Annotated in this window: 23 protein-coding genes; 14 read left to right on the forward strand and 9 right to left on the reverse strand. The window is 63.6% G+C overall.

The features are described from left to right. Nucleotides 1-127 precede the first annotated feature (127 nt). A complete protein-coding gene (locus F758_RS0112865; RefSeq protein WP_024508250.1) occupies nt 128-694 on the forward strand; it encodes a glycosyltransferase family protein in 567 nt (188 codons plus the stop codon). A 68-nt stretch (nt 695-762) separates the two neighbouring features. Next, nucleotides 763-1,707 (forward strand): bifunctional helix-turn-helix transcriptional regulator/GNAT family N-acetyltransferase, encoded by a 945-nt coding sequence (locus F758_RS0112870; RefSeq protein WP_035721869.1) that lies wholly within the window; start codon nt 763-765, stop codon nt 1,705-1,707. A gap of 155 nt (nt 1,708-1,862) precedes the next feature. Here the strand turns inward: F758_RS0112870 and moaB are convergent, their stop codons facing one another. Beyond that, the gene (moaB, locus tag F758_RS0112880) at nt 1,863-2,426 is read right to left on the reverse strand and encodes a molybdenum cofactor biosynthesis protein B (RefSeq protein WP_024508252.1); all 564 of its coding nucleotides are present in this window, start codon (nt 2,424-2,426) and stop codon (nt 1,863-1,865) included. A gap of 121 nt (nt 2,427-2,547) precedes the next feature. After that, nucleotides 2,548-3,483 carry a KPN_02809 family neutral zinc metallopeptidase gene (gene ypfJ / locus F758_RS0112885; protein ID WP_024508253.1) on the reverse strand — a complete coding sequence of 312 codons (936 nt, stop codon included), beginning with the start codon at nt 3,481-3,483 and terminating at the stop codon, nt 2,548-2,550. Nucleotides 3,484-3,858: 375 nt separating this feature from the next. Here ypfJ and F758_RS0112895 point away from each other — a divergent pair, with 375 nt between their 5' ends. Together F758_RS0112895 and F758_RS0112900 are read left to right on the forward strand one after the other, a co-directional pair. Beyond that, nucleotides 3,859-5,007: a site-specific DNA-methyltransferase gene (locus F758_RS0112895; protein WP_024508254.1), complete on the forward strand. Its 1,149-nt coding sequence runs from the start codon at nt 3,859-3,861 to the stop codon at nt 5,005-5,007. 239 nt (nt 5,008-5,246) lie between these two features. After that, complete coding sequence (locus tag F758_RS0112900) at nt 5,247-5,933, forward strand: glutathione S-transferase family protein (protein WP_024508255.1); 687 nt, start codon at nt 5,247-5,249, stop codon at nt 5,931-5,933. 134 nt (nt 5,934-6,067) lie between these two features. On the opposite strand, the gene F758_RS0112905 is transcribed toward F758_RS0112900, so the two are convergent. Next, on the reverse strand, nt 6,068-6,496 hold the full coding sequence (locus F758_RS0112905) for a nuclear transport factor 2 family protein (protein ID WP_024508256.1): 429 nt from the start codon (nt 6,494-6,496) through the stop codon (nt 6,068-6,070). Nucleotides 6,497-6,593: 97 nt separating this feature from the next. Between F758_RS0112905 and F758_RS0112910 the strand changes: the two genes are divergently transcribed. Continuing rightward, a complete protein-coding gene (locus tag F758_RS0112910) occupies nt 6,594-7,517 on the forward strand; it encodes a LysR family transcriptional regulator (RefSeq protein ID WP_024508257.1) in 924 nt (307 codons plus the stop codon). A 67-nt stretch (nt 7,518-7,584) separates the two neighbouring features. On the opposite strand, the gene F758_RS0112915 is transcribed toward F758_RS0112910, so the two are convergent. Then, entirely contained in the window at nt 7,585-8,205 is a 621-nt protein-coding gene (locus F758_RS0112915) for a glutathione S-transferase family protein (protein ID WP_024508258.1), read from the reverse strand. A gap of 95 nt (nt 8,206-8,300) precedes the next feature. Next, nucleotides 8,301-9,416 carry an A/G-specific adenine glycosylase gene (locus F758_RS0112920; RefSeq protein ID WP_024508259.1) on the reverse strand — a complete coding sequence of 372 codons (1,116 nt, stop codon included), beginning with the start codon at nt 9,414-9,416 and terminating at the stop codon, nt 8,301-8,303. A 204-nt stretch (nt 9,417-9,620) separates the two neighbouring features. On the opposite strand from F758_RS0112920, the gene F758_RS0112925 reads away from it, so the two are divergent. From F758_RS0112925 to F758_RS0112965, 9 genes are all read left to right on the forward strand, one after another. Beyond that, the gene (locus F758_RS0112925) at nt 9,621-10,100 is read left to right on the forward strand and encodes a DUF721 domain-containing protein (RefSeq protein ID WP_024508260.1); all 480 of its coding nucleotides are present in this window, start codon (nt 9,621-9,623) and stop codon (nt 10,098-10,100) included. 118 nt (nt 10,101-10,218) lie between these two features. After that, entirely contained in the window at nt 10,219-10,875 is a 657-nt protein-coding gene (locus tag F758_RS0112930; RefSeq protein ID WP_024508261.1) for a DsbA family protein, read from the forward strand. Between the two features lie 214 nt (nt 10,876-11,089). Then, nucleotides 11,090-14,554 (forward strand): chromosome segregation protein SMC, encoded by a 3,465-nt coding sequence (gene smc / locus F758_RS0112935; RefSeq protein WP_024508262.1) that lies wholly within the window; start codon nt 11,090-11,092, stop codon nt 14,552-14,554. 102 nt (nt 14,555-14,656) lie between these two features. Next, nucleotides 14,657-15,634 (forward strand): small ribosomal subunit Rsm22 family protein, encoded by a 978-nt coding sequence (locus F758_RS0112940; RefSeq protein WP_024508263.1) that lies wholly within the window; start codon nt 14,657-14,659, stop codon nt 15,632-15,634. A 129-nt stretch (nt 15,635-15,763) separates the two neighbouring features. Continuing rightward, nucleotides 15,764-16,324: a LemA family protein gene (locus F758_RS0112945; protein WP_024508264.1), complete on the forward strand. Its 561-nt coding sequence runs from the start codon at nt 15,764-15,766 to the stop codon at nt 16,322-16,324. Between the two features lie 131 nt (nt 16,325-16,455). After that, complete coding sequence (locus F758_RS0112950) at nt 16,456-17,667, forward strand: M48 family metallopeptidase (RefSeq protein ID WP_024508265.1); 1,212 nt, start codon at nt 16,456-16,458, stop codon at nt 17,665-17,667. A 285-nt stretch (nt 17,668-17,952) separates the two neighbouring features. Further along, on the forward strand, nt 17,953-18,705 hold the full coding sequence (locus F758_RS0112955; protein WP_024508266.1) for a P-loop NTPase family protein: 753 nt from the start codon (nt 17,953-17,955) through the stop codon (nt 18,703-18,705). Between the two features lie 61 nt (nt 18,706-18,766). After that, nucleotides 18,767-19,435 (forward strand): hypothetical protein, encoded by a 669-nt coding sequence (locus F758_RS0112960; protein WP_024508267.1) that lies wholly within the window; start codon nt 18,767-18,769, stop codon nt 19,433-19,435. A gap of 39 nt (nt 19,436-19,474) precedes the next feature. After that, nucleotides 19,475-20,248 (forward strand): FkbM family methyltransferase, encoded by a 774-nt coding sequence (locus F758_RS0112965; RefSeq protein WP_349542686.1) that lies wholly within the window; start codon nt 19,475-19,477, stop codon nt 20,246-20,248. 138 nt (nt 20,249-20,386) lie between these two features. Here the strand turns inward: F758_RS0112965 and F758_RS0112970 are convergent, their stop codons facing one another. The 4 genes from F758_RS0112970 to F758_RS0112985 all read right to left on the reverse strand — a co-directional run bounded on the left by F758_RS0112970 (nt 20,387) and on the right by F758_RS0112985 (nt 26,579). Further along, nucleotides 20,387-20,926 (reverse strand): adenine phosphoribosyltransferase, encoded by a 540-nt coding sequence (locus F758_RS0112970; protein ID WP_024508269.1) that lies wholly within the window; start codon nt 20,924-20,926, stop codon nt 20,387-20,389. Nucleotides 20,927-21,055: 129 nt separating this feature from the next. Then, nucleotides 21,056-23,221 (reverse strand): anthranilate synthase component I, encoded by a 2,166-nt coding sequence (locus F758_RS0112975; RefSeq protein ID WP_024508270.1) that lies wholly within the window; start codon nt 23,219-23,221, stop codon nt 21,056-21,058. 385 nt (nt 23,222-23,606) lie between these two features. Continuing rightward, nucleotides 23,607-24,281 carry a dienelactone hydrolase family protein gene (locus F758_RS0112980; RefSeq protein ID WP_024508271.1) on the reverse strand — a complete coding sequence of 225 codons (675 nt, stop codon included), beginning with the start codon at nt 24,279-24,281 and terminating at the stop codon, nt 23,607-23,609. Nucleotides 24,282-24,512: 231 nt separating this feature from the next. Next, nucleotides 24,513-26,579 (reverse strand): cytochrome c1, encoded by a 2,067-nt coding sequence (locus tag F758_RS0112985; RefSeq protein ID WP_024508272.1) that lies wholly within the window; start codon nt 26,577-26,579, stop codon nt 24,513-24,515. Nucleotides 26,580-26,636: the final 57 nt, after the last annotated feature.

Genomic DNA, 26,636 nt, shown 5'->3' on the forward strand with positions numbered 1-26,636 from the left:
GTACGTTGCGGGCGAATTCCGCCTCACCGGGATCACTCCAAAAACCGCGATCACCGGGGCTGATTTGAATGTGACAAGGTGATAACAGTGCAGGGATTTCTGGTATCTGAGGGTTTCCTTTAGCTCAATGCTGAGCGTCATCATCCCGACCGAGGGCGTCGAACAGCCGACCGTCGCGACCCTTGCCGCGCTGGTGCCGGGCGCCGCGGCCGGCGTCGTCCGCGAGGTGCTGCTGGTCGATCGCGCCGACAACGGCGTAATCGAACGGGTGGCCGACGTCGCCGGCTGCCGCTTCCTGCGGTTTCAGGGATCACGCGCGGCGGCAATGGCCGCCGGCGCCCGGCAGGCCCGCTCGCCCTGGCTGATGTTCCTGCGGGCGGGCGCGGTGCTGGATGCGGGCTGGATCGACGAGACCACGCAATTCATTCAGCGCGTCTCGGCAAGCGACCGCCCGCGCGCCGGCGTGTTCCGCTATGCCCGCTCGCCCTATGCCGAGCCGCGCCTGCAGGACAGCATCAAATTTCTCGCCCGTATGATCGCAGGACCGCTCTCCGACCAGGGACTGCTGATCGCTCGCGAGCATTACGACCGGCTCGGCGGCCATGCGCCGGATGGCCGCTCCGAGGCGAGGCTGTTGCGCCAACTCGGCCGCTCTTCGCGGACGCTGCTACGCAGCCGCATCATCATGGTGTGAGGCACCCAGAAAGATACTTGCCAAAGTCAAACAGTTATTTGACAATGGCAAATATCGAGAGGTGCACCATGATCTCTGCCCAAAGTTCTCTGGCCCAAGCCGACCAGGACGTCGCCGCGGTTCGCGCGTTCAATCGCTTTTACACGCGCAAGCTCGAGGTGCTCGACCAGCACCTGCTCAAGAGCCCATTCTCGCTGAGCGAGGCGCGGGTGATGTACGAGCTCGCGCATCGCGGCGATCTCTCGGCCAAGCAGATCGGGCTCGAGCTCGGACTCGACCCCGGCTACCTCAGCCGCATCGTCCAAAAGTTCGAGGAGGACGGGCTGATCTCCCGCAAGCCCTTAGCCACCGACCGCCGGCAATACCAGCTCAGCCTGACCGGCAAGGGACGTGCAGCTTTCGCAAAACTCGAGCGCACCTCGCAGGAGCATGTCGGCCAGATGCTGGGCACGCTGTCGGCCGACGATCGCAACCGGCTGCTCGGCGCGATGGGGCTGATCGAGCGTCTGCTTGGTGAGCAGCGCGCCGCCCTGCCGCCTGCGATCCTGCGCGACCCGCGGCCGGGCGACATGGGCTATGTTGTGCAAAGCCACGGCGCGCTCTACGCCAGCGAATACGGTTTCGATGCCAGCTTCGAGGCGCTGGTTGCGGAGATCGCGGCCGCATTCATCACCTCTTTCGATGCCTCGCGCGAACGCTGCTGGATTGCGGATATCGACGGCAGGCCTGTCGGCTCGGTCTTTCTGGTCCGGCACAATGATGACGTCGCGAAGCTGCGCTTGCTCCTGGTCGAGCCGAGCGCGCGCGGCCTGGGTCTCGGGCAGCGACTCGTCGCCGAATGCGTCTCGTTTGCGCGGGCCTGCGGCTATCGCAGCATCACGCTGTGGACGCAAAGCATCTTGGTCGCCGCACGCAAGATCTATCAGGACGCCGGCTTTGCGCTGGTGAAGAGCGAGCCGCATCGCAGTTTCGGGCAAAACCTGATCGGCGAGATCTGGGAGCGCGCGCTATGAGAACGCCCGACCGCGAGTCCATGCCGCGCGTCAGCCCAGAACTGATCGCGCTCTACAAACGGCGCGCGCGAAGGCTGCGAGTCGAGGCGTGCCGGAGCATGTGGCGGGCGGTGTGGCTGTCGTTGACAGGCTACGCGGCGCGCCGCTGATAGTGCCTAAGCCGACGCGCCTTGCGCCTTCGGCCGGCGCAAATGCTCGTCAAGGCGCGGCATGATCTCGACGAAATTGCAGGGCCGCGTGCGGTAGTCGAGCTGCGCCGCCAGGATGCCGTCCCAGGCGTCGCGGCAGGCGCCGGGCGAACCGGGCAGGCAGAAGATGAAAGTCGCGCCGGCCACGCCCGCGGTGGCGCGGCTCTGAATCGTCGAGGTGCCGATCTTGGCGTGGCTCAGCATGTGAAAGGCGATAGAGAAGCCGTCCATCCTCTTTTCGAACAGCGGCTCAATGGCGTCTGGCGTCACGTCACGGCCGGTGAAGCCGGTGCCGCCGGTCGTGATGATCACATCGACTCCCTTGTCGGCGATCCATCGCTTGACGACCGCGCGGATCGCATCGACGTCGTCGCTGACGATATCGCGCGCGGCGAGCTTGTGGCCGGCTCCGCTAATACGATCGGCCAGCGTCGTTCCGGATTTGTCGTCGGCCGGCGAGCGCGTGTCGGAGACCGTCAACACCGCAATGTTGAGCGGGACGAATTGCTTTGATTGATCGATGGAAGACATTGCGAATCCTCAACTGTCGTTCCGGGGGCGCGCGAAACGCGAACCTCCGATGCGCAATTGCGCATCGGGGAAGCTCGAGATTCCGGGTTCCGTGCCTTGCACCGCCCGGAATGACACCACGCTACAGCGATGCGTTGCCGAACGTGTTGCACGCCTGCACGGTGCCCTGCTGATAGCCGGTCATGAACCAGCGCTTGCGCTGGGCCGAGCTGCCGTGGGTGAAAGAGTCAGGCACGACGCGCCCGGTCGCCTGCCGCTGCAGCGTATCGTCGCCGATGGCGGATGCCGTCTGCAGCGCCGCATCGATATCGCCGGCTTCAAGAAAGCCGGGACGCTTCTTCTCCTCACGGTTCGTCCAGACGCCGGACAGGCAGTCCGCCTGCAGTTCCACCTTCACCTGCAACGCGTTGGCTTCGGCCTTGCTGCCCACCTGCTGCTGCAGGCGCGTGACGCGCGGGATGATGCCGAGCAGGTTCTGCACGTGATGGCCGGCCTCATGCGCGATGATGTAAGCTGCGGTAAATTTGCAGGCGTTGCCGGAGCAGCCGTGAAAGCGCGTCTCGACCTCGCGGAAGAATCCCGTGTCGAGATAGATCTTCTGATCCGGCGGGCAATAGAACGGCCCCATGGCAGACTGCGCCATGCCGCAGCGGCCGCCATTGGTGACGTTGCGGAACAGCACAATCTTGGGGCCGACGTAATTCTGCCCATTGGCCCGGAAGATTTCGCTCCAGCGATCGTCGATCTCGCCCAGGATGCCGGCGATCATGCTGCCCATCTCGTCGGTGGGCGCACCGGTCTTGCCGGGCCCCGAGCGGCGATCGGTCTGATAGGTCGGTGCGTGACCGCCGCCGGAGAGAATTTCGGCGCCTCCGATCAGGATCCGCGGATCGATACCGAAGGCGTAGCCGATCAGGCCGAGCACGATGATGGTGCCGATGCCGAGCCCGCCGCCGCCGATCGGCAGGCCCATGCCGCCGCCGCCACCCATCATGCCGCCGTCATCACCGCGACGATCCTCGATGTCGTCGCTGCGGCGGAAATCATCGTAGCGCATGGCGGCCTTTCCTTAACTCGTTTGCGGCGCTTGTTCGACAGCGCGCGAAACAAACGTAAAATGTCCCTTACGCCAATCAATAGCCCGCCCGGCAAAAATTGCCTAGTGGCGTCGATTCGACGCTGCGCGATTGCGACACTCTCGCAGCTCAGGAGCAAAATCGAAAAGCAGCAAGGGAATGGCAGAGTTGTTGACGCCACAGCGCGTCCGAATTTCGCCGCAAAGCGCGCTGCGCTGCAGGATGCGCAGGAACAAGCGCTTACGAAAAATTTTCCCGGTTAAGTCGATTTTTACTTTGCCCCGCCATTGTAGCCGCCAGTCGGTTTGTTGGTCCCGCGTCGCCGACAGCGTCGCCTGAGTCAGAGTTCTTGAGTCATGGTTGTGTCGCGTCGCGGGGCGTCTGCAAAGGCGCCCCGCACAAATTTTGAGGCCAAGGATTTCAGGGCCGCAGAGCAGCACCGCGTCATCGTTGGCGATTGCGTCGCCGAGATGTCGAAACTGCCGTCGGCCAGCGTCGACCTCGTATTCGCGGACCCGCCGTACAATCTGCAGCTCAAGGGCGATCTGAAGCGCCCCGACGAATCACATGTCGATGCCGTCAATGACGCCTGGGACAAGTTCTCCTCTTTCGCCGCCTATGACGATTTCACCCGCGCCTGGCTGCTCGCCTGCCGCCGCATCATGAAGCCGTCGGCGACGCTTTGGGTGATCGGCTCCTATCACAACATCTTCCGCGTCGGCACGATCCTGCAGGACCTGGGCTTCTGGATGCTCAACGACATCATCTGGCGCAAGTCCAACCCGATGCCGAATTTCCGCGGCCGCCGTTTCACCAATGCGCACGAGACTATGATCTGGGCGGCGCGCGACGAGAATGCGAAGGGCTACACCTTCAATTATGAGGCGCTGAAGGCAGCCAATGAGGACGTACAGGCGCGTTCGGACTGGCTGATCCCGCTCTGCACCGGTGAGGAACGACTGAAGGGCAAGGACGGCAGGAAGGTCCATCCGACCCAGAAGCCCGAGGGTCTGCTCGCGCGCGTGCTGCTCGCCTCCTCAAGACCCGGCGATCTCGTGCTCGATCCGTTCAACGGCACGGGCACCACCGGTGCCGTCGCAAAGCGCCTCGGGCGCCGCTACATCGGCTTCGAGCGCGACGCGGATTACGCCAAGGCCGCCGAAGCGCGCATTGCCGCAGTCCAGCCGCTACCCGAAGCGACACTCGCCCCCTTCATGACCGCGCGCGAGGCTCCGCGCGTGGCGTTCTCCGAGCTGATCGAGCGCGGCATGATCATGCCGGGCACAAAGCTGGTCGACGCCAAGAAGCGCCATGGGGCTCTAGTGCGCGCTGACGGCGCCATCATGCTCGGCGACAAGGTCGGCTCGATCCACCGCATCGGCGCGGTCGCGCAGGGCTCGGAGGCCTGCAATGGCTGGACCTTCTGGCATGTCGAGACCAAGAACGGGCTGAAGCTGATCGACGAATTACGCGCCGAGATCCGCGCCGAGATGGCGGCCGGATAGATCCATCCATCTGCACCGTCACTCCGGGGCGATACGAAAGCATCGAACGCGGAATCTCGAGATTCCGGGTTCTCGCTTCGCGAGCCCCGGAATGACGCGCTGAAGCAATTGGCGGCTCGCTGCGCGTTCACAAACTCGTCGCTTGCGCCGTCCTTAGAATTTGCGCATGGAGACGCCTGCGTGCGGTAACGCAGCCGCGCGCCCGATTTTCTCGGCAACAAGCGAAGGGGAGATTTCCGATGCTCAAATTCTACTTCAGCGGCGCGCCGAACCCGAACAAGGTCGCGCTGTTCCTCGAAGAATCCGGGCTGCCTTACGAGCCCGTAGCCATCGACACCCGCAAGGGCGAGCAGTTCAAGCCGGAATTCCTGAGGGTCAATCCAAACGGCAAGGTGCCGGCGATCGACGATGACGGCATTTTCGTCTTCGACAGCAACGCGATCCTGCTCTACCTCGCCGAGAAGACCGGCAAGTTCCTGCCGCCCGCCTCGTCGACCAATCGCGCACAGATGCTGTCCTGGCTGATGTTCATCGCCACCGGGCTCGGCCCCTATTCGGGACAGGCGGTGCATTTCAAGCACTTCGCGCCGAAGGACCTGGACTACGCCAACAACCGCTACCAGTACGAGGCGAACCGCCATTACAAGCTCCTCGACGAGCATCTCGCGACCAGCCGCTATATGGTGGGCGACACCTACACCATCGTCGACATGGCGTTCTGGGGCTGGGCGCGGCTGGCACCGTTCGTGCTCGGCGATGAAGCTTACAGCAAATATCCGAACGTGAAGCGGCTGGTGGACGAGATCTCGGCCCGTCCTGCGGCGCCGCGCGCGCTGGCGCTGAAGGACAAGTTCACCTTCAAGGCGGAGATGGATGAGGAGGCGCGCAACTTCATGTTCGGGCATCTGAAGACGAAGGTAGCGTGATTTTGTTTTAGGCCGTCATTCCGGAACGCTCCCGAAGCGAGAACCCGGAATCTCGCGCCACAATCTCCAGATTCCGGGTTCGCTCGCTTTGCGAGCGCCCCGGAATAACGGGACATGGGGCAACCCGGTGCACACTATTGCGCCCCTGGAAACCTCCCCAGCGCCTTCTCGGTCAAGACCGAGTCGCAATATTCCCTCACCTCCTTGATCCGGCCGCCATCGAGGCGGAACACCAGGCAATAGTCGTTATCGTAACGCACGCCTTCCTTGGTGAGGTTGTCGCCTTTCGCTTCGACCACGACGTAATCGCCCTCGGCGATGAAACGATGCGCGACCGTCCGCGCGCGATCGACCAGACGCGAGCGGACGTGACCGTGCAAGTCGTTGAGGATCGACCCCTTGCCGCTGAACGTACACGACCAGGAATACTGGCCCGTCACCACCCAGGTCGCGTCATCGGCAAGCGTTGCGATGAACAACGCGCGGTCGCGCACGGCTGATTCCGCACTTCCCGCAGCGGCAAAAATCTCCTGCATCAGTTTCTTGTTTTCAAGCGCGCTCATGGCGGTTTCTCCGTCTTCGTCTGAAAGGACATCCGCCTTTGTGCGCGCCCGCCCGGTATTCTTCCAATCGATAATTCATATGGTATAAATTCGCACGATGAATTTAGCCGCGCTTGATCTCAATCTGCTCGTGGCGCTGGATGCGCTGCTCAAGGAAGGCAATGTCAGCCGCGCCGCGATGCGCATCGGCCTGTCGCAACCGGCGGCGAGTCACGCGCTGCAGCGGCTGCGCGATCTGATCGGCGATCCGCTGCTGGTGCGGACGGGCGTGCGCATGGAGTTGACGCCGCGCGCGCTGGCCTTGCGCGCGCCGCTGGCGCAAACGCTGGAGCAGGTACGCGCGCTGTTCGTCGCGGAGGATTTCGATGCCGCGCGCAGCGAGCGGCAGTTCCGGCTGATGATGCCGGATCTCGCGGTCGAACTGCTGATGCCGTCTTTCATGGGGAAGATCACGAAGCTCGCGCCGCATGTCCGGATCGACGTCGTGCCGTGGCGGGGACCCGCGATCTTCCATGCCGAATTCGCCCGCACCATCGACCTCGTGATCTCGATCGGCAACGCCTTCAAGGGCTTTCACCGACAGTTGCTCTATACCGACTCCGACGCGCTGGCCGTGCGGCGCGGCCACCCTGTCGGCACCAAACTCAAGCAGCGCGACGCCTTCCTCAACGCGCTGCACGTGGCCGTGATCATTCGCGGCCAGAACGAGGACCTGATCGATACCTGGCTGCGCTCAAAGGGCATCGAACGCCACATTGCGCTGGTGGTCCCCGGCTATATCGAAGCCCTGCATGTCGCGGCGCGCACCGACCTCATTGCCTTCGTGCCGCGCCGCCTGATCGCGGCACTCGCCAGGCAATTGTCGCTCGTAACCGTCGCCCCGCCGCTCGATCCCGGCCTCGACGAACAGTTCATGTTCTATCCCGCCCGGGCACAAATGGACCCCGGATCCATCTGGCTGCGCAAGTTGATGCTGGAGACGGGACGAGAATTGGATCGCGAGAGGCGGAAGGCGGTCTAGCACACACCTTCTCGTCCTCCCGACTCTGCGCTCGCTACGTTCGCTTGGCCGCGACGACGAAAGGGAGTTAGACCTTCTCCTCTTCCACCGCCTTCCGCACGGCGGCGCGCTCCGTCATGCGCTGGCGGTGCGCGATCACTTTCGGCAGGGTCGAGAGATCGACGCCATCGCCCTCGAGCCACTGGGCCAGTGTAAACAGATAGGGATCGCAGATGGTGTAGGTCTCGCCCATCACCCAGGGACCTCTGAGCATCTCGCGCTCGATCAGCGCAAAGGCAGCGCCGACGCTTTTTGGCACCATCCGCTTCATGTCGGCGAAGGACGTCTCCTCCGTCGCCCAACGATAACCGCGCATCCTGTGGGCGTGCGCCACATGCACCGTGGAGCAGAAATAGCTCGTGATGGCCTGCACCTGCGCAAGCGCGAAGGGATCGTCCGATGGCGCGAGTTTCGCTTGCGGGAAGCTCTGCGCGATATAGGCGAGGATCGCCGGCGTTTCCGTGAGCACGCCGCGCTCGGTCACAAGTGCCGGCACGCGACCCTTGGGATTGATGGCCAGGTAGTCCGGGCTGTTCTGCTGGTTGGTCTTGAAATCGATCCGCACCGCCGTGTAGGCCGCGCCCACTTCCTCGAGCGCAATGTGCGAGGCGAGCGCGCAGGTCCCGGGCGCGTAGTAGAGCTTGTACATGTCCGACCTCGTTGGCAAAGGCGCAGGTTACCGGCGCCGCGCCGCGGCGTCCATCCCGGTCGGGTCGTCGTGCCACCGATCGTGCAGCTTGGAAGCTAAAGGCCCAACCCGTGCGCGATTACTTTGCGCATCACGTTCGGCAGCGCCTCATCCGCAAGGGTCGCGATCGGCACCCAGCGCATGCCGTCGGGCGCGCTCGTACGCGACGGCACGTCCGCCGTATAGACCACGAGCTCGAGCGGAAAATGCGTGAAGACATGAGTGACGACGCCGGCCTTACGGTGCCAACGCGCAACGCCCTCCAGCGCCGGCGCCTGCTCAAGCGCAGCCCTCTCCGCCTGCTCGGCCGCCCAATCGGAACCGGGCACTTCGGTCATGCCGCCAAGCAGACCTTTCGCGGGCCGCGTGCGCACCAGAAGCTCCTCGCCGCGCCTGACCACGAAGGCCGCTCCGCGACGCAGCGCACCGGTCTTCTTGGCCGCCTTGCGCGGGAACGTCTCTTGCGCTCCTTGCAGGCGTGCCGCGCAATCCTCGATCAACGGGCATAAGGCGCAGGCCGGCTTCTTCGGCGTGCAGATCGAGGCACCAAGATCCATCAGCGCCTGCGCGCTGTCGCCGGCGCGAGACTTCGCCTCGCCGGCGCTTGCATCGCCAAGCAGCGTCGTCGCCAATTGCTGGATCAGCGGCTTGGCCTGGGGCAGCGTTTCCTCGACCCCGAACAGTCGGGACACCACGCGTTCAATATTGCCGTCCACCGGCATGGTGTGACGATCGAACGCGATCGCCGCGATCGCGGCCGCCGTATAGGGCCCGATGCCCGGCAGCGAGCGCAGGCCCTCTTCCGTGTCCGGAAACACGCCGTCATGCTCGCGCATCACCGCGGTCGCGCAGGCATAGAGATTGCGTGCGCGGGAATAATAACCGAGTCCGGCCCAGAGCCGCAGCACGTCATCGAGAGAAGCCCGCGCCAGGCTTGCGACATCGGGCCAGCGCGCCGTGAATTTTTCAAAATAGGGCCCGACGGCCTTGACGGTGGTCTGCTGCAGCATGATTTCCGACAGCCAGACCCGGTACGGATCAGGCCGCGCGCCTGGCGGCGCCCGCCAGGGCAGCCTGCGCCGATGCCGATCGTACCATTCGAGCAGCAGCGCGGAGCGATCGGTGGGTGCGATTGCGCGAGGCTTGGTTCTTCTGACTGCAGCGGGACTCATGAGCCCTCTTTTAGCGCAACTCTCGCCTCGTCATGCCCGGGCTTCTCCCCGGCATCCACGCCTTTCTTGCTTGCCGCGGCCTCTCGTTGATGGCCGGGCCTTCGCCTCGCCCGAGGGCTTCGGCCCGGCAGGCGAGACAAGCCCGGCCATGACGACCGAGTTTGCGGCTCCTCCCCGGACTTGTGGCATGCTAGTAGCGAGGTCATGTCCAGACCCGGTCCCGTCAGCGCCAAGCCGCTTTCCGTCCTGCTCAGCGACGTCTTTTCCGACGCCTACGCCAAGCAGGGGTTTGCCGCACGCGAATTGGTGACGCGCTGGGGCGAGATCGCGGGCACGGACATTGCAGCCTTTGCCGAGCCACTGAAAATGCAATGGCCGCGGCAGGTCGAGGGCCAGCCACAGGAACCGGCGACGCTGGTGCTGCGGGTGGAGGGCCCGATGGCCTTGGAGATCCAGCATCGCTCCGACGTCATCCTGGAGCGGGTCAACCGGTTTTTCGGCTGGCATGCCGTGGGGCGGATCGCGCTCCGACAGGCGCCGCTGTCACGCCGACCCCAGCCCGCGCGCCCTCGCCCGCCCGATCCGGCCGCCGTAAAAAAAGTCGCCGACACATTGTCCGCGGTCGAGGACGAGGCGCTCAAGGACGCACTCGCCCGGCTTGGCGCCGCGATCAAGCGAAATTGACGCTCTTGTCAGGACCTCCACACAAACCGCGCCATTGCCACAATGGCCGTTTTTGGCTAGCGAACGGCGTCTTGATTGGAACCTTTCGGCGCGGATGCGCCAATCCGGGAGCAGACCGTTGATCATCACGCGCCGCGCTTTCACCGCTGCCTTGTCACTGACCGGACTTGCCGCTCTGGTCGGCTTCTCGCGGCTAGAGCTGATCTCGGATGCGCTGGCGCAAAGCGCCGCCGATGTTGCCAAGCCGCAATCGCTGCCCGACATGGCCCTGGGTCCTGCGGACGCTAAAGTCACCATCGTCGAATACGCTTCGATGACCTGCCCGCACTGCGCGGCCTTCAACGAGCAGGTGTTTCCGAAGATCAAGTCGGAATACATCGATACCGGCAAGATCCGCTATATCTTCCGCGAGTTTCCGCTCGACATCAAAGCCGCCGCCGGATCGATGCTGTCGCGCTGCATCGCCAATGGCGACTCCAATAAATATTTCGCCGTGACCGACCTTCTTTTCAGGTCGCAGAGCGACTGGGTGATGAAAAACACCACCGAGAGCCTGACGCGCATCGGGAAGCAGGCCGGGCTCAGCCAACAGCAGGTCGAGGATTGCCTGAAGGATCAGTCACTGCTCGACAAGATCGCCGCGGACCAGAAATACGCGAGCGAGGTGTTGAAGGTCGACTCGACGCCGACCTTCTTTATCAACGGCGAGAAGATCAAGGGCGAGGCCTCGATCGAGGAATTTGAGAAGAGGATCAATCCGCTTCTGAAGAGCTGATAGTGAGGTGATTCCTCCACAGGAATTAGCGCCTCACATAAGCCTCGCAAAAGCCTTGGGAAAAGCCTCGGCCGCCGGTTGCCCTGGAGGCGCGGCGCAGCCATTGTCGCCACCTTAAAGTGGCGCATCAGGCGCATCTCCCACACCGAGATTGCCATCTATGGTATTGTCCCGGCAGGGAGATTCGTTTCCTGCCGAAGGAGAATCCGCCTTTATGAAACTCACGCGTCTTCGCCTCCACGGTTTCAAGTCGTTCGTTGAACCCACCGATTTTGTGATCGAGCCCGGCCTCACCGGAGTGGTCGGTCCGAACGGCTGCGGCAAGTCGAACCTGGTCGAAGCGTTGCGCTGGGCAATGGGCGAGACCTCACACAAGTCGCTGCGCGCCGCCGACATGGACGCGGTGATCTTTTCCGGTTCCGGCAATCGCCCGGCGCGCAACCACGCCGAAGTGGTGATGACGATCGACAATTCCGATCGCACGGCGCCGGCCGCCGTGAACGACAGCCAGCTCCTGGAAATCTCCCGTCGTATCGAGCGCGAGGCGGGTTCCGTCTATCGCATCAACGGCCGCGATGTCCGCGCCCGCGACGTGCAGCTCCTGTTTGCGGATGCGGCAACCGGCGCGCGATCGCCGGCCCTCGTGCACCAGGGCAAGATCGGCGAGATCATCCAGGCCAAACCGGAACAGCGCCGCCGCGTGCTGGAAGACGCCGCCGGCGTCGCCGGCCTGCATGCCCGCCGGCATGAGGCGGAACTGCGCCTGAAGGCGGCGGAAACCAATCTCACCCGCGTCGAGGACGTGATCGGCCAGCTTGCCGGCCAGATGGACGGCTTGAAAAAGCAGGCGCGCCAGGCGATTCGCTACCGCGAGGTCGCCGCCAAGGTGCGCAAGGCGGAGGCAACACTCTATCACCTGCGCTGGCTGCAGGCTCATGCCGATGTCAATGACGCCGCGCAGAATCACGACATTACGGTCCGCGACATGGCCGAGCGCACCCGCGAACAGGCCGAGGCGGCGCGCATTCAGGCGATCCGCGCCTCCGAACTGCCGGGCCTGCGCGAGGCCGAGGCTCGCGCGGCTGCGGGCTTGCAACGCCTGACGACGGCCCGCGACATGCTCGACCGCGAGGAAGAGCGTGCCAAGGAACGGGTCGCCGAACTCGATCGCCGGCTCACGCAGTTTGCCGGTGACATCGCCCGCGAGCAGCAGCAGACGTCGGATGCCGACGTCGCCCTCCAGCGGCTGGAGACCGAGGACGCCGAACTCAAAGAAGAGATCAAGTCGCGCGTCGAACGGCGCAGCGGCGTCGATGAACGCGTGGCCGAAGCCGAAGCGACGCTCGCCGAATGGGAGCGTCAGTTCGCCGAGCTGACCACCGCGCTCGCCGACCTCACCGCTCAGCGCAACCAGCTCGAGGCGAGCGTGCGCAGCCATCGCGACCGCCTGGCGCGGCTCGATCAGGAGATCGCTAACGTTCAGCGCGAGGAAGAAAAGCTCGCGGTGGAGACCGGCGGCTTCGGCGATCTGGAGACGCTGGCCGCGGCGATGGAGAGCGCGCAGGAAAACCGTCTGCAGGCGGAAATGGCCGCACAGGCCAGCGAAACCGCGCATGCAGCCGCACGGCAGACGCTGGAGGCCTCACGCGCCCCGCTCTCCGAGGCGGAGAAACGGGTGCAGCGCCTCGAGACCGAGGCACGTACCATCGCCAAGCTCGTGACCAGCGCGACCAAAAACCTTTGGCCGCCGATCATCGACGGCGTCACCGTCGACAAGGGTTTTGAGAAAGCGCTCGGCGCCGTGCTCGGCGACGATCTCGACGCGCCGGTCGATGCGTCCGCGCCGATGCACTGGACGCTGGCGGGCGCGAGCGGCGAGGACCCCGTCCTACCCGAGGGCGTCGAGCCGCTCGCCGCACGCGTGCAGGCGCCGCCGGAATTGGCGCGCCGACTGGCGCAGATCGGCGTCGTATCGAAGGAGCGCGGCGCGGAATTGGCATCGCAGCTCAAAGTCGGCCAGCGGCTGGTGTCGGTCGAAGGTGACGTCTGGCGCTGGGACGGCTTTGTGGCAGCAGCGCATGCGCCGACAGGTGCGGCGCGGCGTCTTGCGGAACGGGCGCGGCTGGTCGATATCGAGAACGAGCTGGAGCAGGCGCGCAACGATGCCGCTGCCAAGCGCCAGGCTCTGGAAACGGCCGAAGCGGAACTGCGGGCCGCCGCGGCCGCCGAGAGCGCCGCGCGTGAAGCCTGGCGCGCCGCGCAGCGCGAAGCCGATGCAACGCGCGAGCGCCACGCGACGGCCGAGCGCGAGATCAACCGCCACGCCGCGCGCAAATCGGCGTTGTCGGAGGCGCGCAGCCGCCTGGAAGCCGATCTCACCGAGGCCTATGCCGCGCATCAAAACGCCACCGCAGCGCTCGACGAATTGCCCCCGAGCGTCGAGACCGAGCAAAAGCTCGCCGCCGTCCGCGCCGAAATCGAGGGCCATCGCCGGCTTGCCGCGCAGGTGCGGGCCGAGGCACAAGCCTTGGCACGCGAGGCCGAGCTGGCCGACCGCCGCGTGCAGGCGATCCTCGCCGAGCGCAATGAATGGCAGAATCGCAAGGCGAGCGCCGCCTCGCAGATCGAGACCATCGAGGCTCGCATCACCGAGGTGACGGCCGAGCGCGCCGAGCTTGAGAACGCGCCCGAGTTCTTTGCCCAAAAGCGCAGTGCACTCATCAGCGAGATTGAATTCGCCGAGAATGAGCGCCGCGTTGCCGCCGACGCGCTCGCCGCGGCCGAAGCCGCCATGGCGGAGACCGACCGTGCCGCGAAGGTCTCGCTGGAGGCGCTGTCGACCGCGCGCGAAGCGACCGCCCGCGCCGAAGAACGGATGGAAGGCGCCAAGCGCCGGCTTGCCGATATCGAGCGCGAAATCCACGACATGCTGGAAATCGAGCCGCAGGCGGTGGCCGGCCTTGCCGAGATCGAGCCCAACGCCGAACTGCCGCCGCTCGCCGAGATCGAGGAAAATCTCGAAAAGCTGCGCCGCGACCGCGAGCGTTTGGGCGCCGTGAACCTGCGCGCCGAAGAAGAGCTGGGCGAGGTCGAAACCCAGCATACAGCACTGACCACCGAGCGTGACGATCTGGTCGAAGCCATCAAGCGGCTGCGTCAGGGCATCCAGAGCCTCAATCGCGAGGCGCGCGAACGGCTATTGGCTTCGTTCGAGTCCGTCAACAACCAGTTCAAGCGGCTGTTCGTCGAGCTGTTCGGCGGCGGCGAAGCTGCGCTGCATCTGATCGAGAGCGATGATCCCCTGGAAGCGGGCCTTGAAATCATCGCCAAGCCGCCCGGCAAGAAGCCGCAGTCGCTGTCCCTGCTCTCCGGCGGCGAGCAGGCGCTCACCGCCCTGTCGCTGATCTTTGCAGTGTTCCTGACCAACCCCTCGCCGATCTGCGTGCTGGACGAGGTCGACGCGCCGCTCGATGACCACAACGTCGAGCGCTTCTGCAACCTCTTGCACGAGATGACGGGCTCGACCGAGACGCGCTTCATCATCATCACCCACAACCCGATCACGATGGCGCGGATGAATCGCCTGTATGGTGTGACGATGGCAGAACGCGGCGTCTCGCAGCTCGTGTCGGTCAACCTCGAACAGGCGACGAAGATCCTCGACCAGAACGTGGCGTAGGAGTTTGATGGTCGTCCCGGGGCGATGCGAAGCATCGAACCCGGAATCTCGAGATTCCGGGTTCGCGCTGACGCGCGCCCCGGAATGACCGAGGACGACAGCATGCTTCCTCCCACCCTTCCCGCTGCACTCAAGGCTGCGCTTGACGTCAAGCTCGAAGGACTCTCGCGCAGCGACGCGGCCGCGCGCGCCAGCGCGATCTCCAGGACGTATCGCGACGGCGGCGGCTCGGGCACGATCCGAACCGAAGCCGACGCGCTCGCCTACGCATTGGCGCGCATGCCGGCGACCTATGCAGCCGTCGTTGCGAGCCTGAACGCATTGTCGGAGATCAGGCCGGATTTTTCGCCGCGGACACTGCTCGACATCGGCGCCGGACCGGGAACGGGGAGCTTTGCCGCGGCGGAAGTGTTTGCTTCGCTTGAGCGCTTCGTGCTGCTCGATCGCAACGAGACCCTGCGTGCGCTGGCGCTCGAATTGGCCCGCCAGTTTCCTCGCCTGAACGAATGGACCTACTCCTCAAGTGACGCGCGAACCGGACTTACGCAGACCGACGTGGCCGACCTCGTCATCGCAAGCTATGTGATCGGCGAACTCAGCGATGCGGACCGCAACGAACTCACGAGGCTGATGTGGAGCAAGACCACCGACACGCTCCTCATCGTCGAGCCTGGCACCCCCGCCGGCTACGCGCGCATCATTGGCGCGCGACAGCAACTGATCGCGCGCGGCGCCCACGTGGCCGCACCCTGCCCGCACGATTCGGCCTGCCCGCTAACGCCTCCCGACTGGTGTCACTTTGCCCAGCGCCTGGCGCGGTCGCGCGCACACAAGGAAGTCAAAGGCGCCGAACTGCCCTTCGAGGACGAGAAATTTTCCTACGTCGCGGTGACGCGCAAGCCGATCATCTCCGCCCGCGCGCGCGTGCTGGCGCAGCCGTCGCTGAGCAAGGTCGAGGTCTCCGCCAAGCTTTGCGCCGCCAATGGCCTCGTGCTCGCAAAGGTGCCGCGCCGCGACAAGGTGGCCTACGCGCGCGCCCGGCGTTGGCGCTGGGGCGAGGCCGTCATGGACGAAAGTTAACCAATTCAGTGGTTTAAGCATTGAACTCGGCCCGCCTTGCGCGCGACCAAGGGGATACCCACCTCGCCGCTGTTGCACGCGCCCGATTTCGTTAAGCTGCGCTTTGTTGTTCTTTCAGGAGCCATTTCCATGTCGTCCGGCTGGATCGTCCTCGGCATCATCGTCATTCTCGTGCTGTTCGCCTTCGGCGCCTATAACCGCCTGGTCGCGCTGAGGCAGCGTGTCGACCAGGCCTTCGCCGATATCGACGTGCAGTTGAAGCAACGCCACGACCTGATCCCGAACCTGGTCGAGACGGTGAAAGGCTATGCGGCGCATGAGCGCGGCACGCTCGACGAGGTCATCAAGGCGCGCAACATGGCGATGTCGGCGCAGGGGCCGGCCCAGGTCTCTGCGGCGGAAACCCAGCTCACCGGCGCGCTCGGCCGGCTGATCGCGCTGTCAGAAGCGTATCCGGACCTCAAGGCCAACACGAACTTCCAGCAATTGGCGGGCGAGTTGTCGGATCTGGAAAACAAGATCGCCGCGAGCAGGCGCTTTTTCAACAACGCGGTCCAGGAATACAACACCGGGATCCAGCAGATGCCGGCGGCGCTGTTTGCCGGCATGTTCGGCTTCACGCGCAAAGACTTTTTCGACCTCGGCGCCAGCCGCGCGGAAGTCGAGGTTGCGCCGAGCGTGAAGTTCTAAGAATCCACCCAGATGCGCAGGAGCATGCCAAATCACTCGTGTCATTCCGGGGCGATGCGAAGCATCGAACCCGGAATCTCGAGATTCCGGGTTCGCGCCTTCGACGCACCCCGGAATGACGGGGGCGGATAGTGGCTGCCTACGGCCTCTATACGCACATCGCCGCGAACAAGACCCGTTCGATGCTGCTGCTCGCGGGCCTGTTCCTGCTTGTGTATGTGATCGTCTATGCCGGCGCGCTGATCGTCGAGGTGCTCGACTATGCCGGCGCGCCGGCCGACTATTATCTGCGTGCCGCGCTGCGCGACCTGATCTGGTCGCTGCCCTATTCCACCGGCGCGGCGGCGTTGTGGATCGTGATCGCCTATTTCTTCCACCAATCCATCATCGACGCGGTCACCGGCGGGACGGACGTGACGCGGAAGGAGCAGCCGCGACTTTACAATCTGTTGGAAAATCTCTGCGTCTCCCGCGGCATTCCGATGCCAAAGCTGAAGATCATCGACAGCGAGGTGCTGAACGCCTACGCGACCGGGCTCAACCAGAGGCAATACGCCGTCACCGTCACCACGGGCCTGCTCAATGCCCTGAACAATGACGAGATCGAGGCGGTGCTCGGCCACGAGCTCACGCACATCAGGAACGGCGACGTGCAGATGATGGTGGTCGCCGTGATCATCGCTGGCGTGGTCGGCTTTTTCGCCGAATTGTTCTTCCGCCTCTTCTTCAATTTCGGCAATTATGGCTGGAGCTACCGCCGCGGCTCGTCTTCGGATTCCTCCTCGGACTCCGGCAGCGGCAGCGAGCGAAGAAGTTCGGGCGGCGGCGCCATCCTGATCATCATCCTTGCGGTGGTGCTGATCGTGCTCGCCTGGGCGTTGTCGCAACTGGTCCGGCTCGCACTCTCGCGCTCACGGGAATATCTGGCGGATGCCGGATCGGTCGAACTGACCAAAAATCCCGATGCGATGATCTCGGCGCTGCGCAAGATCGAGGGACGCGGCGAGCTTCCCGGCGCGACCTCGGCGGTCATGGAACTGTGCGTCGACAACCCGCGCGAGGGCTTTGCCGACCTGTTCGCCACTCACCCGTCGGTCGAGGCCCGGGTGCAGGCGCTGGTTCGATATGCCGGCGGGCACTATATCGGCCCGCTCGCCTTGCCGACGCCGTCAGAGGCGGAAGGCGGCGAAGCGAATCAGCGCGAAGGCACTCCCCTGCCATCGCCCGCCTCATCATCCGGTCCCTGGGGAAGTCCCGACAATTCCGCGAATGGGCCTGCGCCCTCGCACAGGCCATGGGGCGACCCGGCCGAGAATCCAACCGGCCCCTGGGGACAGCATTAGGCCGCGGAGCAAGCTCCCTTTGAGACACGACAACTTTTCATCAGGTTGTCTCCGCTCTATCCCATTAGAGGGGCATGATCTTTTCAGATAAACCGCTGCCCGCCCGCGCTGACCTGGCTCTTCGGCCCGGATCATATTCTAAACAACAAATTCGGCGCGAATGGCAGAAACGGCGCTGCGATGAATTGAATTCTCCCTTGTTTCTGCCATGTTCGCGCCCAAAAGCAGGTACCGGGAATAGTGGATCGATCGTCTCGATCGGGGCGTCTTTTTTGAGGGTGGCACATGGCAAAGCCGGCAGTGATCGTGGTGGGTGCGGACAAGGGCGGGGTCGGCAAGACCACGGTGTCGCGGACGGTGCTTGACTATTTCAGCGCCAACAACGTGCCGACGCGTGCCTTCGATACCGAGGCGCCGCGCGGCACCCTGAAGCGGTTTCACCCCGATATCACCGAAATCGTCGACATGACGTCGACGGCGGACCAGATGAAGATTTTCGATACGCTCAATACGGTGAGCCCCTCGGTCACCGTGATCGACGTGCGCGCCGGCCTCCTGTCACCCGCGTTGGCCTCGTTGCGCGATATCGGCTTTCTCGACGCGGCCAAAGCCGGGCAAATCACCTTTGCCGTGTTCCATATATTGGGACCCTCGATCGCCTCGCTCGAAGAGATCGCGGAAACCGCCAATTTCATGAGCGGCGCGAAGTACTTCCTGGTGAAGAATTTCATCAACAACACCAGCTTCTTCGAGTGGGACCAGTCGACCTACAATTCCTACTTCCACCGCATCAAGGACGCGACCGAGCTGACCATTCCGAAGCTGAACGAAATGGCCTACGAGCAGGTCGAGGTGGCCTCCGTCCCGTTCCTCAAATTCGTCGCCAACAAGGGCACTCGCGACGAGGCTGCGAACTATTCTTTCGTGCTGCGCGGCTACGTCCGCCATTGGCTCGCCAATGTCTGGAGCGAGTTCGACCGCATCAAGCTAACCGACATTGTCGGCAGCAAAGTCGGTGCGCGCGGGGGCGAAAAATAATTTCGGCATCCTGATCCGAATCGGCTGGAATAGGCACGAATTTCGCCTGATATAGCGGGAAATGCCCGCAACCCCGGTCTACATCATCTGCTCGCCCCGACCGCAGGTCGGCAAGACCCTGCTTGCGCGCCTCTTGAGCGAGTTCCTGCTGCTGAAGAACGGGGCGGTGCTTGCCTTCGACGTCAACCTGAAAGAGCCGTCGCTGCTGGACTACCTGCCGAGCATCACCGAGACGGCGGAAATCGATGATACCTTCGGCAAGATGCAGCTAATGGACCGCGTCATTTTGGACGACGGCATTGCCAAGGTCATCGACCTCGGTTTCCACGCCTTCGACGAGTTCTTCAAGATGTCGGAGGAGATCGGATTTCTGAAGGAGGCGGCACGGCGCAATGTGCGGCCGATCATCCTGTTCGCGGCGGATACCGACCGCGCCTCGACGCGCGGACACCAGATGCTGGTTCGGCAGATTCCGGCCACGCGCCTCATCGTCGTCGACAACGAATATATCGTACGCGGGGAACTGCCGGAGACCTTTACCGCCGGGCGGGTGCAGCGCATCAGCGCCTTGCCGGTGTTTCTGAAGACCTATATCGACCGGCTGACCTTCTCGTTCACCGACTATCTGCGGCACGAAAAGGATTCCTCCACCGAACTGCACCAATGGATCCGGCGCAACTATTTCAGCTTCCGCGAGCTGGAATTGAGCCTGATCCTGCAGCAGTCGTAGGTATCTGTCGCTTTGGGATCGTTGAAAGCATTGTCCAGCGTGCGAAACCCCTTGTCATGGCTGAGACGGGACAGCCGACACTTCCTGATCCGCGGATTAAAAGCGCGCTTTCTCGACCAAAGGCTCGAGTTCGATCTGATTCGACAACACGTTCGTTCGACCGACATCGTTTGCGATATCGGAGCGAATAAAGGGAGTTTCGTGTTCTGGCTGTCGCGCTGGTGCAAAGGCGGCCTGGTCGTCGCCTTCGAGCCCCAGCCCTGGTTTGCGGCCTCACTTGCCGCACTCTGCCGGAATCTTGCGCTCGACCAAGTCAAGGTCGAGCCCAAGGCGGTGTTTTCCCGCTCCGGAACGGCCGATCTGTTCGTCCCGAAAGCCCATTTGCAGAGTGCATCCCTCCTCGGCAAGGTCAGGGATGCCGGGAATGTCGAGACGGTCTCGGTCCCGACCGTCCGGCTCGACGATTATTTTCGTGCAGACCAACGCATCGCGCTGCTCAAGGTCGACGTCGAGGGCGCGGAGCTCGATGTCTTCAAGGGCGCCGAGCGCATCCTCCGCGAGCACTCACCGCTTCTCCTGTTTGAGTGCGAGAACCGGCACTTGGAAGGCAAAAGCGTGCAGGACGTTTTCGCCTACCTGGAGTCACTCGGCTACAGCGGCAGCTTCGTCGCCGGCCATCACCTGCTCCCGCTGTCGGCGTTCGACGCTGCCGTACACCAGCGGGCTGACAGCGAGTGGTTTTGGAAGGAGAAGGACTACTATAACAATTTCGTCTTCAGCAAAGCGCCACTCGCAAAGCCGCAAGTTGGCTGAGCTAAAGCATGATGATTTTTCTTGAATCGGTCCGAGCCGCGGACTCGGTTCACCCCTCCCGGAGCGAGAGGTGAACTCCGGGGCAATTACCGAACCTCCATTTCCTCGTCATGCTTTAGCCTACGTCTGTCGACGATCTCAATGCCCCTCGAAGGCCATCAGCGTACGCACCGGCACGTCCATCGCCCGCAGCTTTGCCGCGCCGCCGAGATCCGGCAGATCGATGATGAAGCAGGCGGCCACGACATTGGCCCCGATCTGGCGCAAGAGCTTGACCGCGCCTTCCGCGGTGCCGCCGGTCGCGATCAGATCGTCGACCAGGATCACGCGCTCGCCCGGATGGACGGCGTCCGCATGCATCTCCATTTCGTCGATGCCGTATTCCAGCGAATAGGCGATGCGCACGGTGGTGTGCGGCAGCTTGCCTTTCTTGCGGATCGGCACGAAGCCTGCCGAGAGCTGATGCGCCACCGCTCCGCCCAAGATGAAGCCGCGCGCCTCGATTCCGGCGACCTTGTCGATCTTCGATCCGGCCCAGGGATGCACCAATTCGTCGACGGCGCGGCGGAAGGCGCGCGCATCGGCCAGCAAGGTGGTGATGTCGCGAAACAGGATGCCGGGCTTGGGATAGTCCGGAATGGTGCGAACGGCCGCCTTCAGATCGTGGTCAAAGGTCATTGTCGTCTCTTTCTCATGCGCCGTCATTCCGGGGCGCGTGTAAGCGCGAACCCGGAATCTCGATATTCCGGTTCGATGCTTGCGCATCGCCCCGGAATGACGGAGTGGAACTCTTACACCAATCCGCGCTCAATTCATCGCCTCGTTCAGCCGAAACGCGTTTTCGACGATCCGCAAGCCTATCTCGCCTCCAAGCGACATCAGCGACTCCGGGTGAAACTGCACGCCGCCCACCGGTAGGCTCTTGTGCTCGATCGCCATCGCAACGCCGTCCTCGGTGGTGGCGGTAACGGTCAGCACCTCGGGCATGCTATCGCGCTCGACATAAAGCGAGTGATAACGGCCGATCACGATCTCGTTGGGAAGACCCCGCATCAGCCGGCCGCCGCGCACCTGGACCCGAGAGGGGCGGCCATGCGCGGGCTGCGCAAGCTGGCCGAGCTGACCGCCAAAATATTCGCCGATCGCCTGCAAGCCCAAGCAGACGCCGAACACCGGCAGCTTTTTCTCGATCGCCACCTCGAGCGTGCCTGAAATCTTGAAATCCTCCGGCCGGCCCGGACCGGGGGACAGCACCAAAAGATCCCATTTGCGCTGCTTCAGCATGTCGCGCGCATGCACATACCGGACCACGGTGACGGTGGCGCCGACCTGACGGAAATAGTCGGCCAGCATATGCACAAAACTGTCGTCATGATCGATCAGAAGCACCTGCTTGCCGCTTCCGGTGGCATCCGGCGCCGTGCTCGACAGCGGCTTCGGTGGATCGCCGCGCAGCGCCTGGAACAGCGCCGCGGCCTTGACCTGGCATTCGCGGTCCTCGGCCGCCGGATCGGAGTCAAACAAACAGGTGGCACCGACCCGCACCTCGGCCAGCCCGTCCTTCATGCGGATGGTGCGGATGGTGAGCCCGGTGTTGATGCTGCCGTCGAAATTGACGCAGCCGATCGCGCCGGCGTACCAGCGCCGGGGCGAACGCTCATGATCCTCGACAAACTGCATCGCCCATAGCTTGGGCGCACCGGTCACCGTCACTGCCCAGGCGTGAGTGAGGAAGGCGTCGAGTGAATCAAAGCCAGGCCGCAGCATGCCTTCGACGTGGTCGACGGTGTGAAACAGTTTCGAGTAGGTCTCGATCTGCCGCCGCGCCAAAACCTTGATGGTACCGGGCACACAGACCCGCGCCTTGTCGTTGCGGTCGACATCGGTGCACATGTTGAGCTCGAACTCGTCCTTCTCCGAGTTCAAGAGCTGCCGGATCTGCTCGGCATCGCCGATTGCATCCACGCCCCGCGCAATCGTACCGGAGATCGGGCAGGTCTCGACCCGCCGTCCATCGGAGCGGACGAACATTTCCGGCGAAGCCGAAACCAGGAACTCACCCTCACCAAGATTCATCAGCGCGCCGTAGGGCGATGGATTGATGCGGCACAGCCGCTGAAACACTTCGGCGGGCGAACGCTCGCAGGGCTCGCCAAAGAGCTGGCCGGGCACGGCCTCGAACAGATCGCCGCGCGCAAAGGCCGCGCGCGCGATCTCGACCGTGGCCTGGTATTCGCCGGGCGCGTGATCGGAAAATCCCTGACGCGGGATCTTTGCGTAGACGCTTTCGGCAGTCTCGCGTGGCAGACCCGCCGTCGATTTGCCGTCGAAGGCAAAATCGTAACTCAAGATCACGCCATGCGCGGTCGCGCGATCATAAGCCAACAGCCGGTCCGGCACATAGAGCACGATATCGCGCTGGTCGGCCTCGCGCGGACGCTTCTGCACGAGATCCTCGATCTGGAAGACGAGATCATAGGCGAAGGCGCCGAACAGGCCGAGCAACGGATCGTCGTTTGCGGCAAAGCTCGCAATGAGGTCCCGAACCAGCGACATCACGCTCGCGCGCCGCGTGCGCTGGTCTTCTTCGACCGGCGCCGCGCCGCGGACGATGTGGCCGGCCAGGCGCGAAGGCGTCTTTTCGGTCACGACAACACAGCGCTCGCGCAAGGCGTTGCTCAGAAAACTGATCAGCACTTCGCCGCGCCCGTTCAGCGCGATGAGTGTGAAATCCACGCCCCTGGTTTCCAGCGCCAGCGGCGGATCGGAAAAGCCGAGGTCAAAGCTCTCATAGCGGCCTGGCACGGTGGTGCCCGAGGACAGCACTACCCCGCGGCGGCGGTCGAGCAAGTCGATCAGCGCGTCGAGCCGGCTCGCCCCGCCGGAAAAATGCTCCGCCACGCGTGTGACCAAAAGGCCGCCGCGTGTGCGGTATTCGCTGCGTTCGGCTAACGAGAAAACTGTCCTGTTCATGTGATCCTCTTACGAAACTTGCCGAGGGAACGCCACACAGGACAGAGGAAGGGCCGCCGCACTGCGATGGCGGCCTTCGACGATCAAAATCTACGGAAATCGCACCGGCCACCTTTTACAGGGTGGGCCACCAAAGACCGGAGGGGCGGAAGACGGTGCTCATGGTCTCTAGACACCACGGCGACGGGGCGGCGTCAAGGGCAGGCGGCCCCTTCCGGGCGTCCCCGCGAAAGCGGGGGCCCATAACCACGGGCGGAAACTAGGAAGAAGCCGATCGGCCATTGTGCCTATCGATAGATTCCGCGGCATGGGTCCCGGCTCGCGCTTCCGCCTTCGCTTTTCGAGCTACGGCGGACAAGTCGCTTGGCCGGGACGACGGCGAAATTCACCCCAGATGCTTTTTGAAAAATTCGATCGCGCGACCCCAGGCAAGCTCGGCGGCTTCGCGGTCGTGCACCGATTGTCGCTGCTCGTTCACAAAGGCGTGCTCGGCATCATAGCGGTACAGTTCGAGTGACTTGCCGGCGGCCTTCATGGCCTTCTCGAATGCGTCCACCACCTGCGGCGTGCACCAGTCGTCCCTGTTGGCGAAATGCGCCTGCAACGGAATTTTGACGTCCGCGGGCTTTGCCGCCTGCTCCGGGGGGATGCCATAGAACACCACGCCCGCCGCGAGCTCCGGGATCTTGGTCGCGCCAATGATGGTGACGGCGCCGCCGAGGCAGAAGCCGGTCAGGCCCACCTTGGCGCCGTTGCGCGACAGATATTGCGCGGCGCCGCGCACCGTCTGCGTGGTGGCGTCCATGAAATCGAGCGAGTTCATCTCTTTGCCCGCGGCATCCGTGTCGTGATACGGCACCACCTTGCCTTTGTAGAGATCGGGCGCCAGCGCGTCGAAACCGGCCAGCGCGAAACGATCGCACAGGCCCTTGATTTGGTCCTGGAGACCCCACCATTCCTGTATCACCACCACGCCGGGTGCGTTGCCGCGCGCCGCATTGGCGAGATAGCCGGATGCCTCTTTTCCATCCGGCCGTTTGAAGGTGATGATCGTACCCATGATTCCTCCGAGGACTCTTTGAGGGGATTGCTACTATTCTGACCGCGGCTGTCCGCCGCTGCAAGCGCGCTGGCCAGTCCCCGCTCCTTCATTCCGGGGCGCACGAAGTGCGAACCCGGAAATCTTGAGATTCCAGGTTCGATGCTGCCGGATCGCCCCGGGGATGACAGTGCCCCAAACGAGAAAGCCCCCGGTTTATCGGGGGCTTTGCATTGTTCGGTGGAGGCCAGTTCAGTGAGCGTCGGCCCAGACCTTCTTCTTGGTGAAATACATCAACCCGCAGAAGATGACCAGGAAGACGAACACCTGCATTCCAAGCTGCTTGCGCTCCTCCATATGTGGCTCGGCCGCCCACATCAGGAAGGTTGCGACGTCGTGCGCGTATTGCTGGACGGTCGCGGGCGAACCGTCATCGAAGGTGACTTGGCCGTCGGAGAGAGGCTTCGGCATCTTGATGGCGTGCCCGGGAAAGTACTTGTTGTAATACGAGCCTTCCGGAATGGTGACACCTGCCGGCGGAGTGTCCTCAAATCCCGTCAGGATCCCGACGATATAGTTCGGGCCCTGTTCCTGGAACTGGGTGAAGAAGTCGAAGATGAACCAGGGGAATCCGCGTTCATAAGAACGCGCCTTGGCAATCAGCGACAGGTCGGGAGGCGCAGCGCCGCCGTTGGCTGCACGCGCCGCTTGCTCGTTCGGGAAGGGCGACGGAAAGTAGTCGGCCGGCCGGCCCGGCCGCTCGAACATGTCGCCCTGATCGTTCGGGCCGTCCTTGATCTTGTATTCGGCCGCGAACGCCTTGACCTGTGCCTCCGAATAGCCGGGGCCACCGGGATCGCCGAGATTGCGGAACGCGATATAGGACAGCGCGTGGCAGTTGGAGCAGACCTCCTTGTAGACCTTCAAGCCGCGCTGCAGCGCGGCGCGGTCGTACTTGCCGAATGGGCCGGCGAACGACCATTTCTGCGAGGGCGGCGTCTCGTCCTCGGCCCGGGCGCTTTGCACGCTGCCGGCGAACAATCCGCCCGCAACCATCAGGGCGATGACGGTGGAGACCATCGGGGTCACCTTGCTGCCCGTCTTGGCCAGCACGTCATCGGCAATCGAGTTCGGCAGCGGCCGCGGCTTCTCGATCCGGGACAATAGCGGCATCAAGATCAGGAAATAGGCGAAATAGCATACAGTGAGAACGCGGCCGGCGATCACGTAGATGCCCTCCGGCGGCTGCGAGCCGAGGTAGCCGAGCAGGATGCAAACGATCACGAAGATCCAGAAGAACTGCTTGGCCAGCGGACGGTATTTGCAGGAGCGGGTCTTGGCGGTGTCGAGCCAGGGCAGGAAGACCAGCACGAGGATCGCCGAGAACATCGCAATGACGCCCGCGAGCTTGTTCGGGATCGAGCGCAGGATCGCGTAGAACGGCAGATAATACCATTCGGGTACGATATGCGCGGGCGTCACGCCGGGATTGGCCGGGATGTAGTTGTCGGCGTCGCCGAGATAGTTCGGCATGTAAAAGATGAACCAGGAGAACAGCAGCAGGAACACGGATACGCCGAACAGGTCCTTGATCGTGGCGTAAGGCGTGAACGGCACTGTGTCCTTCTCGGTCTTCGGCTCGACGCCGGCCGGATTACCCTGGCCCGCGACATGCAGCGCCCAGACGTGCAGCACGACCACGCCAGCGATCAGGAACGGCAGCAGGTAGTGCAGTGAGAAGAAGCGGTTCAGAGTCGGGTTGCCGACCGAATAGCCGCCCCACAGCAGCGTGACGATGCTGTCGCCGACATAGGGAATGGCCGAGAACAGGTTGGTGATCACGGTGGCGCCCCAGAAGCTCATCTGGCCCCAAGGCAGCACGTATCCCATGAAGCCGGTGGCCATCATCAGGAGATAGATGATGACGCCGAGGATCCACAGCACCTCGCGCGGCTCCTTGTATGATCCGTAATAGAGGCCGCGGAACATGTGGACATAGACCGCGAAGAAGAACATCGATGCGCCGGCGGCATGCATGTTGCGCAACAGCCAGCCGTAATTGACGTCGCGCACGATCAGTTCGACCGAGCGGAAAGCCATCGTCGCTTCTGGCGTGTAGTGCATCGCGAGGATCACGCCGGTGACGATCTGCGCCGCCAGCATGAAAGAGAGGATGGCGCCGAACGTCCACCAATAGTTCAGGTTGCGCGGCGTCGGGTAGGCGACAAACGAGGAATGGATGAAGCCCATGATGGGCAGGCGCCGTTCAATCCACTTCAGCGCCGGATGGCTAGGCTGGTAATCGGAGGGTCCGCTCATGTTGCGATCCTGAGGAATAGGGCAATACGACGGGCGCAGGCTCCCGGACTCAGTCCG

It is taken from the genome of Bradyrhizobium sp. ARR65 (genome assembly GCF_000472385.1).
Lineage (GTDB): Bacteria > Pseudomonadota > Alphaproteobacteria > Rhizobiales > Xanthobacteraceae > Bradyrhizobium.

Excerpts from the sequence above, each read along its gene's own strand:
- F758_RS0112865 (WP_024508250.1), top strand. The coding sequence starts at position 128 with ATGCTGAGCGTCATCATCCCGACCGAGGGCGTCGAACAGCCGACCGTC.
- F758_RS0112870 (WP_035721869.1), top strand. The coding sequence starts at position 763 with ATGATCTCTGCCCAAAGTTCTCTGGCCCAAGCCGACCAGGACGTCGCC.
- moaB (WP_024508252.1), bottom strand. The coding sequence starts at position 2,426 with ATGTCTTCCATCGATCAATCAAAGCAATTCGTCCCGCTCAACATTGCG.
- ypfJ (WP_024508253.1), bottom strand. The coding sequence starts at position 3,483 with ATGCGCTACGATGATTTCCGCCGCAGCGACGACATCGAGGATCGTCGC.
- F758_RS0112895 (WP_024508254.1), top strand. The coding sequence starts at position 3,859 with ATGGTTGTGTCGCGTCGCGGGGCGTCTGCAAAGGCGCCCCGCACAAAT.
- F758_RS0112900 (WP_024508255.1), top strand. The coding sequence starts at position 5,247 with ATGCTCAAATTCTACTTCAGCGGCGCGCCGAACCCGAACAAGGTCGCG.
- F758_RS0112905 (WP_024508256.1), bottom strand. The coding sequence starts at position 6,496 with ATGAGCGCGCTTGAAAACAAGAAACTGATGCAGGAGATTTTTGCCGCT.
- F758_RS0112910 (WP_024508257.1), top strand. The coding sequence starts at position 6,594 with ATGAATTTAGCCGCGCTTGATCTCAATCTGCTCGTGGCGCTGGATGCG.
- F758_RS0112915 (WP_024508258.1), bottom strand. The coding sequence starts at position 8,205 with ATGTACAAGCTCTACTACGCGCCCGGGACCTGCGCGCTCGCCTCGCAC.
- F758_RS0112920 (WP_024508259.1), bottom strand. The coding sequence starts at position 9,416 with ATGAGTCCCGCTGCAGTCAGAAGAACCAAGCCTCGCGCAATCGCACCC.
- F758_RS0112925 (WP_024508260.1), top strand. The coding sequence starts at position 9,621 with ATGTCCAGACCCGGTCCCGTCAGCGCCAAGCCGCTTTCCGTCCTGCTC.
- smc (WP_024508262.1), top strand. The coding sequence starts at position 11,090 with ATGAAACTCACGCGTCTTCGCCTCCACGGTTTCAAGTCGTTCGTTGAA.
- F758_RS0112940 (WP_024508263.1), top strand. The coding sequence starts at position 14,657 with ATGCTTCCTCCCACCCTTCCCGCTGCACTCAAGGCTGCGCTTGACGTC.
- F758_RS0112945 (WP_024508264.1), top strand. The coding sequence starts at position 15,764 with ATGTCGTCCGGCTGGATCGTCCTCGGCATCATCGTCATTCTCGTGCTG.
- F758_RS0112955 (WP_024508266.1), top strand. The coding sequence starts at position 17,953 with ATGGCAAAGCCGGCAGTGATCGTGGTGGGTGCGGACAAGGGCGGGGTC.
- F758_RS0112960 (WP_024508267.1), top strand. The coding sequence starts at position 18,767 with ATGCCCGCAACCCCGGTCTACATCATCTGCTCGCCCCGACCGCAGGTC.
- F758_RS0112970 (WP_024508269.1), bottom strand. The coding sequence starts at position 20,926 with ATGACCTTTGACCACGATCTGAAGGCGGCCGTTCGCACCATTCCGGAC.
- F758_RS0112975 (WP_024508270.1), bottom strand. The coding sequence starts at position 23,221 with ATGAACAGGACAGTTTTCTCGTTAGCCGAACGCAGCGAATACCGCACA.
- F758_RS0112980 (WP_024508271.1), bottom strand. The coding sequence starts at position 24,281 with ATGGGTACGATCATCACCTTCAAACGGCCGGATGGAAAAGAGGCATCC.
- F758_RS0112985 (WP_024508272.1), bottom strand. The coding sequence starts at position 26,579 with ATGAGCGGACCCTCCGATTACCAGCCTAGCCATCCGGCGCTGAAGTGG.